Annotated in this window: 12 protein-coding genes; 5 read left to right on the top strand and 7 right to left on the bottom strand. The window is 64.0% G+C overall.

Features of this window, described 5'->3' with window-relative positions; all coding sequences use genetic code 11:
• The first annotated feature begins 5 nt into the window (after positions 1-5).
• Positions 6-1,034, top strand: coding sequence for a DNA polymerase III subunit delta (holA, locus tag QW881_RS27680; protein ID WP_315759088.1), 1,029 nt, complete (start codon positions 6-8; stop codon positions 1,032-1,034).
• A 386-nt stretch (positions 1,035-1,420) separates the two neighbouring features.
• Here holA and QW881_RS27675 read toward each other — a convergent pair whose 3' ends face one another.
• The 7 genes from QW881_RS27675 to hemJ all read right to left on the bottom strand — a co-directional run bounded on the left by QW881_RS27675 (position 1,421) and on the right by hemJ (position 9,587).
• A complete protein-coding gene (locus QW881_RS27675) occupies positions 1,421-2,317 on the bottom strand; it encodes a ParB/RepB/Spo0J family partition protein (protein ID WP_315740410.1) in 897 nt (298 codons plus the stop codon).
• Positions 2,318-2,470: 153 nt separating this feature from the next.
• Positions 2,471-3,322, bottom strand: coding sequence for a ParA family protein (locus QW881_RS27670; protein WP_315759087.1), 852 nt, complete (start codon positions 3,320-3,322; stop codon positions 2,471-2,473).
• Between the two features lie 34 nt (positions 3,323-3,356).
• Positions 3,357-4,025, bottom strand: coding sequence for a 16S rRNA (guanine(527)-N(7))-methyltransferase RsmG (gene rsmG, locus QW881_RS27665; protein ID WP_409999046.1), 669 nt, complete (start codon positions 4,023-4,025; stop codon positions 3,357-3,359).
• Positions 4,026-4,035: 10 nt separating this feature from the next.
• Complete coding sequence (mnmG, locus tag QW881_RS27660) at positions 4,036-5,913, bottom strand: tRNA uridine-5-carboxymethylaminomethyl(34) synthesis enzyme MnmG (protein WP_315759086.1); 1,878 nt, start codon at positions 5,911-5,913, stop codon at positions 4,036-4,038.
• 231 nt (positions 5,914-6,144) lie between these two features.
• The gene (gene mnmE, locus QW881_RS27655) at positions 6,145-7,482 is read right to left on the bottom strand and encodes a tRNA uridine-5-carboxymethylaminomethyl(34) synthesis GTPase MnmE (RefSeq protein WP_315759085.1); all 1,338 of its coding nucleotides are present in this window, start codon (positions 7,480-7,482) and stop codon (positions 6,145-6,147) included.
• A gap of 176 nt (positions 7,483-7,658) precedes the next feature.
• Positions 7,659-8,924, bottom strand: coding sequence for a transcription termination factor Rho (gene rho / locus QW881_RS27650; protein ID WP_315740414.1), 1,266 nt, complete (start codon positions 8,922-8,924; stop codon positions 7,659-7,661).
• Between the two features lie 240 nt (positions 8,925-9,164).
• Positions 9,165-9,587 (bottom strand): protoporphyrinogen oxidase HemJ, encoded by a 423-nt coding sequence (hemJ, locus tag QW881_RS27645; RefSeq protein WP_315740415.1) that lies wholly within the window; start codon positions 9,585-9,587, stop codon positions 9,165-9,167.
• A gap of 414 nt (positions 9,588-10,001) precedes the next feature.
• On the opposite strand from hemJ, the gene QW881_RS27640 reads away from it, so the two are divergent.
• From QW881_RS27640 to dnaQ, 4 genes are read left to right on the top strand one after another with little or no spacing between them, the layout of a single operon-like run.
• Entirely contained in the window at positions 10,002-10,841 is an 840-nt protein-coding gene (locus tag QW881_RS27640) for a pyruvate, water dikinase regulatory protein (RefSeq protein ID WP_315740416.1), read from the top strand.
• A gap of 11 nt (positions 10,842-10,852) precedes the next feature.
• Positions 10,853-11,461, top strand: coding sequence for a Maf family protein (locus QW881_RS27635; RefSeq protein WP_315759083.1), 609 nt, complete (start codon positions 10,853-10,855; stop codon positions 11,459-11,461).
• Between the two features lie 38 nt (positions 11,462-11,499).
• Complete coding sequence (gene coaE, locus QW881_RS27630; protein WP_315759082.1) at positions 11,500-12,099, top strand: dephospho-CoA kinase; 600 nt, start codon at positions 11,500-11,502, stop codon at positions 12,097-12,099.
• Between the two features lie 42 nt (positions 12,100-12,141).
• Positions 12,142-12,840: a DNA polymerase III subunit epsilon gene (gene dnaQ, locus QW881_RS27625; protein ID WP_315759081.1), complete on the top strand. Its 699-nt coding sequence runs from the start codon at positions 12,142-12,144 to the stop codon at positions 12,838-12,840.
• Positions 12,841-12,848: the final 8 nt, after the last annotated feature.

Here is a 12,848-nt window from a genome sequence, read left to right as displayed (position 1 = left end):
TTGCCGTGGTCGCGCTGCGCGGACGAGACGTCGATGCCTTCCTGGCCAAACCGGACGCCGCCCGGCCGCTGATCCTGTTGTACGGCCCGGATACGGGTCTGGTCCGCGAGCGTGCCGAGGCCCTTATCGCGTCGGCCGTCGACAACCCCGATGATCCCTTCTCCGTGGTCAGGCTCGACGGTGACGAGCTCTCCGCGGAACCGTCGCGCCTCGTCGACGAAGCCATGACGGTGCCGCTGTTCGGCGGCCGGCGGGCCATCCGGGTGCGCGCCGGCTCGCGCAATTTCGCCAGCGGCGTCGAGACGCTCTGCGAGATGAATGTACGGGACTGCCGCATCGTCATCGAGGCCGGCGACATCCGCCCCGATTCGCCACTGCGCAAGATTTGCGAGAAGGCCAAAACGGCGGTCGCGATCGGCTGCTACCCGGACACCGAGCGCGATCTCGCCAAGCTGATCGACGACGAACTGCGCATCGCGGCCCTGCGCATCGCGCCCGACGCTCGCGCCTCGCTGATGGCCCTGCTGGGCGGCGACCGCCAGGCCTCGCGCAACGAGCTGCGCAAGCTGACCCTGTTCGCCCATGGCGAGGGTGAGGTGACGCTCGACCATGTGATGGCGGTGGTCGCCGACGCCTCGGAGATGAAGCTCGACCCGATCGTCGACGGCGCCTTCGGCGGCAAGCCCGAAATGGTCGAGACCGAGTTCGGCAAGGCCATGATCGCCGGCACCTATCCCGGTGTCATCATCTCCGCTGCGCAGCGACATGCGGCATGGCTGCACAAATCGGCCCTTGCCGTCGCATCCGGCACGCCCGTGTCGGCCATTCTCGAAGGCGGTTTTCCGCGGCTGCATTTCTCACGAAAGCCGAGCGCCGAGACGGCGCTGCGCAATTTCTCTCCGGCGCGGCTGCTGCCGATCATCGACCAGCTCGCCACCGCCGCCCTCGACATGCGCAAGCAGCCGGGCCTCGCCGCAGCCATCGCGCAGCGAACGCTGCTGTCGATCGCGGTGAACGCGCGGCGCAAGGGATGAGTGGGCCCGAGGCCTTGCTCCAATCTCCGACGTCATTCCGGGGCGACGCGCGCCAGCGCGGCGAGCCCGGAATCCATCGGGCCAAGCGATCTGCCGAGAGATGGATTCCGGGTTCGTGCTGCGCACTCCCCGGAATGACGGAGGAGTGTTTCGAGATCACCAGAGGCAACCGTGACCAGGAAGCACTGGTCGTACCCGTCGCCCAATTAGTAACTCGTCGTGCCCGGGCTTGACCCGGGCACCCATCCTCTTGGAGCGAGTACCCTTAAAAGATGGATGGCCGGGTCAAGCCCGGCCATGACAATGTGGTGAGGACGTCACAACAAAGCTGACAGGAGTTCGTAGGAAGTATCTCGACAACGGGACAACAATTACGACCTAACAGCCTAACCCTGCTCCAGCCGCCGCATCACCTCGTCGAGCTGCTCGAGGCTGCGGTAGGTGATCTGCACCGTGCCGCCGGGGTCGCGGTGGCTGATCGACACCGAAAGGCCGAGCGCATCGCCGACGCGCTTCTCCAGCGCGATGGTGTCGGCGTCCTTCTTCTCCGCCGGCGCACTGCCCCCAGAGCTGCGTGGCTTCTGCGGCTTGCGTTCCGGCACGCCCTCCTCGTGCGCGAGCGCCTCGGTCTGGCGGACGTTCAGCCCTTCCGCGATGATCTTCTTCGCCGCCGACATCGGATCCGGCAGGTTGATCAGCGCACGCGCATGACCGGCCGAGATCTGTCCCGTCGCGATGAAGCCCTGCACCTCGGCCGGCAGCTTGGTCAGCCGCATCATGTTGGCGACATGGCTGCGGCTCTTGCCGACGATCTTGGCGATGTCTTCCTGGTTGCGTTTGAACTCGTTGGCGAGCGCGTGATAGCCCTGCGCCTCCTCCATCGGATTGAGATCCTCGCGCTGCACGTTCTCGATGATCGCGAGCTCCAGGGCATCGCTGTCGCTGACATCGACCGGAACGATCGGCACCTCGTGCAGGCCGGCGGCCTGCGAGGCGCGCCAGCGCCGCTCGCCGGCGATGATCTCGTAGCGGTCGTGCTGGCCCTTCACCGGACGCACCACGATCGGCTGGATCACGCCGTGCTGCTTGATCGAGGCCGAGAGCTCGGCGAGCTCGCCGTCGGAGAACGTCTTACGCGGATTGCGCGGATTCGGCTTGAGGAATTCGATCGGCACCTTGCGCTGATTTCGCGGCCGCTCCGGTGGCGCGCCGGCCTCGCGGCCGACGTCACCGATCAGACTTGCGAGACCCCGGCCCAATCGCGATCGCGACTCGTCGGCCATCGCCTTCTCCTTTGGATTCACGTCACGCTCCGCTTGCGTCTGCTGCCGATCGGTCCCGTCGGCACAATGAACGAGGGAGCGGATTCATTTCGAAACCCGCTGTCGTCCTCGAATGAGATCCGGGCGACGAGGTCCCCCGGAGCAGAGGCAAAGTCAGTTCGTGCGCAGGTCACGCTCGCGCTGAATGACTTCGGTCGCGAGCTTGAGATAGGCCTCGCTGCCGACGCACTTCAAGTCGTAGACCAGCACCGGCTTGCCGTAGGACGGCGCTTCCGAGATGCGCACGTTGCGCGGGATCATCGTGTTGTAGACCTTCGATCCCATGAACTGGCGGACGTCGGCGACGACCTGGTTGGAGAGGTTGTTGCGCGAGTCGAACATCGTCAGCACGATACCGTGGATCGAGAGGTTCGGGTTCAAGGTCGAGCGCACCTGCTCCACGGTCTGCAGCAGCTGCGACAGACCTTCGAGCGCGAAGAACTCGCACTGCAGCGGCACCAGGATCGCGTCGGACGCGGCCATTGCATTGACCGTCAGCAGGTTGAGCGACGGCGGACAGTCGACCAGCACGTAGGTGTAGTCGTTCTCCGGCGAGACGTTGTTGTTGAGGCCGGCGATCGCATCGCGCAGACGGAAGGCGCGGTTGGCGGTGGAACCGAGCTCGAGCTCAAGACCCGACAAGTCCATCGTCGAGGAGGCGATGTGCAGCCGCGGCACGGCCGTCGCAACGATGGCGTCGCGCAGCGAGGCCTCGCCGATCAGCACGTCATAGGTCGAGCAGTTGCGGCTGCCGCGGTCGATGCCGAGCCCGGTCGAGGCGTTGCCCTGCGGATCGAGGTCGACGATCAGCACCCGCTCGCCGATCGCTGCCAGCGCCGTGCCGAGGTTGATCGCGGTCGTGGTCTTGCCGACCCCGCCCTTCTGATTGGCGAGCGCCAGGATGCGCGGATGCCCCTCCGGGTGCGGGGCTCTATCTTCTTGATAAATCTGATCAATTACGGCCATGCGCGATCGCCATTGGTTGTCGTCTTGACGGAATTCAGCTCTGTCGCTCGATGCAATCGATTGCGACGATCCAGCCCTGCCCGCCCGTCCGGCTGGAGTGAAGTTTCGACTCAATTTTCCAATACTTAGTAGATTCGGTCAATTCCGCTTCTACATCTTGACCCTTGAGAAACAGCGCTTTCGCGCCTTTTTTCACCAGGGGCTCCGCAAAGCCGATGAGCTGATGTAGCGGAGCCAGCGCGCGTGCGGTCACGCAATCGACTCGCCCGCTCCACTTCTCCACGATATCCCCGATCTCTGACAAATGCACGATCCCCGGAGCGCCGGTGACGCGAATTGCTTCGCGCAGGAACGCTGCCTTCTTGGCGTTGCGCTCGACCAAGTGAATCTGTGCACCCGGCCGATCGGCCAAGGCGCAGGCAAGCACGACGCCGGGAAAGCCGCCGCCGCTGCCCAGATCAGCCCAGATCCTGGCGTCGGGCGCGAGATCGAGAAGCTGCAACGAGTCGGCGATGTGGCGCGTCCAGAGATGAGGCAAGGTCGACGGCGCGACCAGATTGGTCTTCGCCTGCCACTCCAGCAGCAATGCGACATAGCGATCGAGGCGTTGCTCCGTTTCACGTGAAACGGGAGTCAGCGCGAGCGCTGCCGCCTTGTCCGATTCGATCATCTTGGATGCCACCGCTGGCGATGCCTGTTTCACGTGAAACGCCTCAGCCGGTGGCCTTGCTGCGACGCGCTTCCCGACGGAGATAGGCCGCAAGTATCCCGAGCGCCGCCGGCGTCATCCCATCGATCCGGCCCGCCTGTCCGATCGTCCACGGCTTGGCTGCCGTCAGCTTCGCCCGCGCCTCATTCGAAAGACCCGGGACGAGCGCATAATCGACCCCACCGAGCACCAGGCCCTCATCGCGCCGGAAGGCATCCACGTCCTCGCTCTGGCGGCGGACATAGACATCATATTTGGCATCGATCTCCAGATGGACGGCGATGGCGGGATCGATCGCACCGAGCTCCGGCCAGATCGCTCTCACCTCGGAGAAGCCGATCTCCGGATAGGCCATCAGATCGAAGGCCGAGCGGCGCTGGCCATCCTTGTTGAGCGTGAGGCCATGCTTCGCCGCCTCGTTGGGCGTGATCGTCAGCGACCTCGCCATCGAACGGGCAGCCTCCAAGGCATCCATCTTGGTTCGATGGAAACGCGCGCGATCATTGCCGACGCAGCCGAGCGCGATGCCCTTGTCGGTCAGCCGCCGGTCCGCATTGTCCGCCCGGAGGGTTAGCCGATACTCCGCGCGCGAGGTGAACATCCGATACGGCTCGGTGATCCCTCGCGTGACGAGGTCATCGATCATCACGCCGAGATAGCCGTCGGCACGATCGAACACGATCGACTCGCCGCCGCCCGCCGCGAGCGCCGCATTGAGCCCGGCTAGCAGACCCTGGGCGGCAGCCTCTTCGTAGCCGGTCGTGCCGTTGATCTGACCCGCCAGGAACAGGCCCCTCATCCGCTTGGTCTGGAGCGTTGGCTCCAGCTCGCGTGGATCGACGTGGTCGTACTCGATCGCATAGCCCGGTCGGATCATCCGGACGCGCTCGAGGCCCGGGATGGTCGGTAGCAGCGCGAGCTGGACCTCCTCGGGCAACGAGGTCGAGATACCGTTCGGGTAGACGGTGGTGTCGTCGAGCCCTTCCGGCTCCAGGAAGATCTGGTGACCGTCGCGATCACCGAAGCGTACGATCTTGTCCTCGACCGACGGACAGTAGCGCGGCCCGGTCGACTTGATCTGGCCGGAGTACATCGGCGAGCGATGGACGTTGGCGCGGATCACCTCATGGGTCGCGGTCGTCGTTCGGGTAATCCCGCACTGGATCTGCGGGGTGGTGATCCTGTCGGTCAGGACGGAGAACGGCTCCGGCGGATCGTCGCCAGGCTGCATCTCGACCGCGCTCCAGTCGATCGTGGATCCATCCAGGCGCGGCGGTGTACCCGTCTTGAGACGGCCGAGCCGAAATCCGATGGCTTCGAGAGACCGGGACAGCCCCAGCGCCGGCGCTTCGCCGACCCGGCCGGCCGGCCAGGTTCTCTCACCCAGGTGGATCAGACCACGCAGGAACGTGCCGGTCGTGATGACGACAGCGCCACAGATGAAGGTCCGGCCATCAGCCAGCCGCAACCCCGCTACACGCTCGCCGGCAACGATCAGTTCGTCCGCCTCGCCTTCAATGACGGCGAGGTTCGCGGTCTCCCGGATCGCCGACTGCATCGCTGCAGCGTAGAGCTTGCGGTCGGCCTGGGCGCGTGGACCTCGAACGGCCGGCCCCTTCCGACGGTTCAGAACCCGAAACTGGATACCGCCGGCATCGGCGACGCGACCCATCAGCCCATCGAGAGCATCAACCTCGCGAACCAGATGTCCCTTCCCCAGCCCACCTATGGCCGGATTGCAGGACATGGCGCCGATGGTCGCGAACTGATGCGTGATCAGGGCGGTTCGGGCACCCATGCGCGCCGCGCCCGCCGCAGCTTCACAGCCAGCGTGGCCGCCACCGATGACGATGACGTCGTAGGATGTCAGATGCTCGCTCATGAGGCTTATCTAGCGCGTGCGGACAACGCTCGGAAGACGTTTCACGTGAAACATTCGCCACCGTCCGGCAGGGAGATGTTTCACGTGAAACAGCATCGATGCCATCTGGACTTGTTTCACGTGAAACGTCCAACGAGGGCTCTACCCTGTTTCACGTGAAACGATTGACGATCAGTTAACCAAGCAACATTTCATTAAGCATATCTGCGTCCGGCGAGGCTCTTGACGCTGCTACTTTCCGATACAGAACTCGCGGAAGATCACGTCCAGCACATCCTCGACATCGACCCGCCCCAACAGACGCCCAAGCGCCAGTGCGGCGATCCGCAGCTCCTCCGCGGCAAGCTCCTCACCGAGATCAACAGCCCTAACGCTCCGACGAAGCGCCGCCACGGTCTCATTGAGCAGGGCTCGTTGCCGCTCCCGGGTGATCAGGCCATTCTCGGTCGATCCGAAGAAGTCACGGGCAAAGCCAATCAGAGCCTCCAACAGGCCGGCCACCCCTGCTCCGGTTCTGGCCGAGATAGCAAAGATCGGAGCATCGCCCTGCGCCATCGCCGTGGCTGTCTCCTGCGGTCTCGGCAGATCGATCTTGTTCCGGACCAGCCAGACAGGCACCCCGCTTCGACGCTCTGCCTCCGGCTGACCATCCTCGGACAGCCACAGCACGAGATCGGCCTGCGCAGCCCGATCCCGGGCTCGGCGCACCCCCTCCTGCTCCACGGGGTCGTCCGTCTCCCGGATCCCCGCGGTATCGATCACCGTGACGGGATAGCCTTGGAGATCAAGCTGGATCTCGATGACGTCGCGCGTGGTGCCGGCATGAGGCGAGACGATCGCCACCTCACGTCGGGCCAGCTGGTTCATCAAGGTCGACTTGCCCGCGTTTGGAGGTCCGGCGATGACGACCGTCAGGCCATCGCGCAGCCGCTCGGCCCGGCCCTGCGCCGACAACACGGCCTCGATCTCCGCCAGGAGCTGTTCAATCCGCGATAGCGCCGGCGCCATCAGCTCGGTTGGCACGTCGCCTTCATCGGCAAAATCGATCCCGGCTTCGATCAGCGCCGTAGCTTCGATGATCTGCTCACGCCAGCCCCTCGCCTTGTCACCAAGCAGGCCCTTGAGCTGGCGCAACGCCTGGCGCCGCTGCCGATCCGTGTCGGCATGAATGAGATCGTCGAGCCCCTCGGCTTCGGTCAGATCGATCTTGCCATTCTCGAACGCGCGCCGCGTGAACTCGCCCGGCTCGGCAGGGCGCATCTGCGGCATCGTCGACAGCACCGAGAACATTGTCGCGACGACGGCACGGCTGCCATGGACATGCAGCTCGGCAACATCCTCGCCGGTGGCGCTGGCTGGGCCGGGAAACCACAGCACGACGGCATCGTCGATTGGTTCGCCATTGCCATCCCGCAGCAAGGCGCGCGTCGCCATCCTCGGCAGCGGCAGTTTCCCCGCAAGCATCTGAAGGGCGATGCCGGCGTGAGGCCCGGAGAGTCTGACGATCGCAATCGCACTCGGCAGGCGTCCGGAGGACAGCGCGAAGATGGTCTGGTCGTGAGGATGCATGATCCTCAGTTGGGCTCACCGGCAGCGAAAGACAATCGGTTTGCAGCGGCATGCTTTACGGCGAACCATGGCGGGCGGATAAGCATCGAGGACTTCTCGCCGGGCGCAGCGACAAACAAGTCAAACAAAAAGGGCGCTCCAAAGAGCGCCCTTTCCAAATCAAGACCGTGGGCCGATCAGGTGTTCATGGATTCGAAGAACTCGGCATTGCTCTTGGTGCTGCGAAGCTTGTCGAGCAGGAAGTCGATCGCGTCCATCGTGCCCATCGGATTGAGGATGCGGCGGAGCACGTACATCTTCTTGAGGTTCTGCGGCTCGGTGATGAGCTCTTCCTTGCGGGTGCCGGAGCGGGCGATGTCGATCGCCGGGAAGGTCCGCTTGTCCGCGACCTTGCGGTCGAGGATGAGCTCGGAGTTGCCGGTGCCCTTGAATTCCTCGAAGATGACCTCGTCCATGCGGCTGCCGGTGTCGACCAGCGCGGTCGCGATGATGGTCAGCGAACCGCCTTCCTCGATGTTGCGGGCAGCACCGAAGAAGCGCTTCGGCCGCTGCAACGCGTTGGCGTCGACACCGCCGGTCAGCACTTTGCCGGAGGACGGCACGACGGTGTTGTAGGCGCGGCCGAGACGGGTGATCGAGTCCAGCAGAATGACGACGTCGCGGCCGTGCTCGACTAGGCGCTTGGCCTTCTCGATCACCATCTCCGCGACCTGGACGTGACGCGCCGCCGGCTCGTCGAAGGTCGAGGACACGACCTCGCCCTTCACCGAGCGTTGCATGTCCGTGACTTCTTCCGGACGCTCGTCGATCAGCAGCACGATCAGGTAGCACTCGGGATGATTGGCCGTGATCGAGTGCGCGATGTTCTGCATCAGCACCGTCTTGCCGGTGCGCGGAGGCGCGACGATCAGCGCGCGCTGGCCCTTGCCGATTGGCGCGACGATGTCGATCACGCGTGGCGACAGATCCTTGCGGGTCGGATCCTCGAGCTCGAGCCGGAAGCGCTCGTCCGGAAACAGCGGCGTGAGATTGTCGAAATTGACCTTGTGCTTGGACTTCTCGGGATCCTCGAAGTTCAGCGTGTTGACCTTGAGCAGCGCGAAATAGCGCTCGCCCTCTTTCGGGCTGCGGATGTGTCCCTCGATGGTGTCACCGGTGCGCAGCCCGAAGCGGCGGATCTGCGAGGGCGAGACGTAGATGTCATCGGGACCCGGCAGGTAGTTGGCATCGGGCGAGCGGAGGAAGCCGAAGCCATCGGAGAGCACCTCGACGACGCCCTCGCCGATGATGTCGATTTCCTGGATCGCGAGCTGTTTGAGGATGGCGAACATCAGCTCCTGCTTGCGCATCGTGCTGGCGTTCTCGACCCCGTTTTCCTCCGCGAAGGAGACGAGCTCGGCCGGCGTCTTTGACTTGAGGTCCTGTAGTTTGATTTCCCGCATTGGGGTGGTCCTGTGGAAGCGACTTGGGAGGGATGCGAGGTGGCTGTGGGAAGGCGGACGAAAATGAGGTCCGCAGGTCTGAGCAAGGTTGGCGCCGATGAGGCACCAGACCTGATGCGGCGGCCGGTCAAGCCGGAACGCAACCACATCCGCCTGCGTGGGGTGGGATATCTACAATATAGAAAATCGCGCCGGCGTCTGCAAGGCGTCTGCAGCGCAGCGGTATTCCGAGGGAAACGGTCAGAACGGCTTGACGATCACGAGAATCACGATGCCTATCATCAGTACCGTTGGTACCTCATTGATGTAGCGGTAGAATTTCTGGCTGCGGGTGTTCTTGTCGGCGCCGAATTCCCTGACCCAGCGGGTGAACAGTCCGTGGACTCCGGACATGATCAGCACGAGCAGAAATTTGGCATGAAACCAACCGCTGGTATACCAGTGGCCGGCCCAGACCAAATAGAGGCCGGCAAGCCACGTCACGGTCATCGCCGGATTGATGATCGCCTTGAGCAGGCGCCGCTCCATGACCTTGAACGTCTCGGACTGCTTCGAGCCGATCTCGGCGTCGCAATGATAGACGAACAGCCGCGGCAGATACAGCATGCCGGCCATCCACGCGATGACGGCGATGACGTGCAGGGCCTTGATCCACTCATACATCGGAGACGCGTGATCCTCTCGGCTGGTGATCAGCTTGCGTGCCGAGACATATCCGCTCGCTCAGTCCCCTCCAAACCAAATAATTTTAGAATCTTAAGGTTTGAGTCTAGGTAGCGGTGGATTGGACTCATGCAATGTCATCCGCAGTGTGCCCGCAGCTTGTTCACATCCCTCAACATGTGAGCTGCACACGCCGGATCGCCGCAGAGTTCAATGTGATTCAAACGCTTGCCGAAATCCTTCGACAGCTTATCCAGAGACAAACCGACCTCGTCCCGATATCATCGCACTGCTGCCTGGCGCCGTCCCGGACGGCGACCATGTGCAGAACTATCGGGGTTATACAAAGGGAGCGGTCCGAGGCCGCTTTTTGGTCCCATCCTTCACAGGGATTCACAGATCGTTAAGGATTTGATGCCCACCACCGGCAATTACTTTCACCTGCATCTGGTTTCCGATTCGACGGGCGAAACCTTGATCACGGTCGCGCGAGCGGTCGCCGCGCAGTACACCAACGTGACCCCCGTCGAGCACGTGTACCCGCTGGTTCGCAGCCAGAAGCAGCTCGACCGTGTGCTCGACGAGATCGAGGAAGCCCCCGGCATCGTGCTGTTCACCCTGCTCGAGAAGGACCTGGTCAGCCGGCTCGAAGGCAAGTGCCAGCAGATCAACATCCCGAGCCTGTCGATCATCGGTCCGGTGATGCAGCTGTTCGAGGCCTATCTCGGCGCATCGACCGCCGGCCGCGTCGGTGCGCAGCATGTGCTCAATGCCGAATATTTCGCCCGCATCGATGCGCTGAACTACACGATGCTCCACGATGACGGGCAGATGGTCGACGGCCTCGAAGACGCCGAGGTGGTGCTGGTGGGCGTCAGCCGGACGTCGAAGACTCCGACCTCGATCTATCTCGCCAACCGCGGCGTGCGCACCGCCAACGTGCCGCTGGTCCCGGGCATTCCGATCCCGCATCAGCTCGAGACATTGAAGAAGCCCCTGGTCGTCAGCCTGCATGCGACCCCGGAGCGGCTGATCCAGGTGCGGCAGAATCGCCTGCTCAGCATGGGTGCGGAATCCGGCAATGAGAATTATGTCGACAAGCAGTCGGTGACGGACGAGGTCGCCTATGCACGCAAGCTGAGTGCGAAGTTCAACTGGGTCATGCTCGACGTGACGCGGCGCTCGATCGAGGAGACGGCGGCCGCGATCCTGAAACTCTATACCGACCGGCAGCGGCAGCGGCTTCCGGACTAGTGAGCGGATCAATGTCCATCTGGTGCAGTGACGAGCCTCTCATTCTGGCATCGCAAAGCCGCGCGCGGCGGATGCTGCTCGCGAACGCAGGCCTCGCGTGCGAGGCCCTTCCGGCCGATATCGACGAACGCGCGGTGCAGGCCGAAGCCGGCCTGGTGGCGCCCTACGAGATCGCGTTACACCTTGCCAACGCAAAGGCCGCTGCAGTCTCGGCCAGCCAGCCCAATTCATATGTGGTGGGCGCGGATCAGACGCTCGCATTGGGTGAGCGCATGTTCAACAAGCCGGCCGGCCGCCAGCATGCCATGCAGCAACTGTTGGCGCTGGGCGGGCGCACCCATGCGCTGCACTCGGCCATTGCCGTGGTCCGCAACGGCGAGGTGCTGTTCTCGCACGTCGCAATTGCCTGGATGACGATGCGCGCCCTCACCGAAACCGAGATTGCGGCCTATCTCGATGCCGCCGGCGAAGCCGTCACATCCAGCGTCGGCGCCTATCAGCTGGAAGGGCTCGGTGTGCACCTGTTCGACCGGATCGACGGCGATCACTTCACCATACTCGGCCTGCCGCTGTTGCCGCTGCTCGCCTATTTTCGCGAAGCGAAGCTGCTCAGGATCTGATGCCGACCGCAGCCACGCGTAAGGGGGAGTGACCGCGGATGAGAGTGCTGGGTCTAACCGGCTCGATGGGCATGGGCAAGTCGACGACCGCAAAGCTGTTCGCCGAAGCCGGCGTACCGGTCTACGACGCCGACGCGACCGTTCATAAGGTCTATGAGGGCGAAGCCGCGCCGGCGATCGAAGCCGAATTTCCTGGGACGACGGTGGACGGCAAGGTGGATCGGGCCAGGCTCTCCGCCAAGGTCGTCGGCGATCCCGCCGCGATCCGCAGGCTCGAAGCGATCGTGCATCCGATGTTGCGCTCCTACCATCAGAAGTTTCTCGACGACGCCGAGCAGTCCGGCGTGCCGGTTGCCGTCGTCGATGTCCCCTTGCTGTTCGAGACCGGCGGCGACAAGCGCGTCGATGCCGTGGTGGTTGTGTCGACGTCGCCCGAGATCCAGCGCCAACGCATCCTGGCGCGCGGCACGATGACGGAAGAAGCGCTCGATGCGCTGCTCGCACGGCAGATGCCGGATGCCGAGAAGCGCAAGCGCGCCGATTTCGTCGTGGATACCTCGCACGGCCTCGATCCGGTGCGGGCACGCATCCGCGACATCCTGGCGGAGGTCGTTAGAATGCCGCAGCGCCGGGGCTGATTCGCGAACGCCGGCGGCGCGGAATTCGACGGATCAGATCAGATGCGTGAGATCGTTCTCGACACCGAAACCACCGGCCTCGACGCCCTGCGCGGCGACCGCCTGGTCGAGATCGGCTGTGTCGAGATCATCAACCGCATGCCCACCGGCCAAGTCTACCACCGCTACATCAACCCCGAACGCGACATGCCGGCGGAAGCGTTCGCGGTTCACGGACTGTCGAGCGAGTTCCTGGCGGACAAGCCGCTGTTTCACGAGATCGTGGAGGAGTTCCTGGAATTCATCGGCGATGCCCCGCTGGTGATCCACAACGCCTCGTTCGACATCGGCTTCATCAATGCGGAGCTCGACCGGGTCAAGCGCGCGGCCATTCCGAGGGACCGTCTGGTCGACACGCTGCTGCTCGCACGTCGCAAGCATCCTGGCGTGTCGAACCGCCTCGACGACCTCTGCTCACGCTATGCGATCGACAACTCACGCCGCACCAAGCACGGCGCGTTGCTCGACGCCGAACTGCTGGCCGAGGTCTATGTCGATCTGGTCGGGGCGCGGCAGTCGCAGCTGATCCTGACCCAGGACAGCCAGGAGATCCGCATCGGGGGGGCCGGCGATACGCCGCGCCGTCAGCGCGAGCAGCCGCTTCTGCCACGGGTCACGGATGCGGAGCGAGAGGCGCATCGCGCCTTCATCGCCACCCTCGGCGACAAGCCGATCTGGATGGAGTTTCTCGCCGGCACGTGATCCGCCGG

The sequence above is a fragment of the Bradyrhizobium sp. SZCCHNS3016 genome (assembly GCF_032484535.1).
Taxonomy (GTDB): domain Bacteria; phylum Pseudomonadota; class Alphaproteobacteria; order Rhizobiales; family Xanthobacteraceae; genus Bradyrhizobium.
The sequence above is the reverse complement of the archived record's forward strand: the minus strand, read 5'-3'. Positions and strand labels throughout refer to the sequence as shown.

What these genes read in the sequence shown, in the direction of transcription:
- rho (WP_315740414.1), bottom strand. Translation starts at nt 8,924, where the DNA reads ATGCGGGAAATCAAACTACAGGACCTCAAGTCAAAGACGCCGGCCGAG.
- QW881_RS27675 (WP_315740410.1), bottom strand. Translation starts at nt 2,317, where the DNA reads ATGGCCGACGAGTCGCGATCGCGATTGGGCCGGGGTCTCGCAAGTCTG.
- dnaQ (WP_315759081.1), top strand. Translation starts at nt 12,142, where the DNA reads ATGCGTGAGATCGTTCTCGACACCGAAACCACCGGCCTCGACGCCCTG.
- hemJ (WP_315740415.1), bottom strand. Translation starts at nt 9,587, where the DNA reads ATGTATGAGTGGATCAAGGCCCTGCACGTCATCGCCGTCATCGCGTGG.
- coaE (WP_315759082.1), top strand. Translation starts at nt 11,500, where the DNA reads ATGAGAGTGCTGGGTCTAACCGGCTCGATGGGCATGGGCAAGTCGACG.
- mnmE (WP_315759085.1), bottom strand. Translation starts at nt 7,482, where the DNA reads ATGCATCCTCACGACCAGACCATCTTCGCGCTGTCCTCCGGACGCCTG.
- mnmG (WP_315759086.1), bottom strand. Translation starts at nt 5,913, where the DNA reads ATGAGCGAGCATCTGACATCCTACGACGTCATCGTCATCGGTGGCGGC.
- QW881_RS27670 (WP_315759087.1), bottom strand. Translation starts at nt 3,322, where the DNA reads ATGGCCGTAATTGATCAGATTTATCAAGAAGATAGAGCCCCGCACCCG.
- QW881_RS27640 (WP_315740416.1), top strand. Translation starts at nt 10,002, where the DNA reads ATGCCCACCACCGGCAATTACTTTCACCTGCATCTGGTTTCCGATTCG.
- QW881_RS27635 (WP_315759083.1), top strand. Translation starts at nt 10,853, where the DNA reads ATGTCCATCTGGTGCAGTGACGAGCCTCTCATTCTGGCATCGCAAAGC.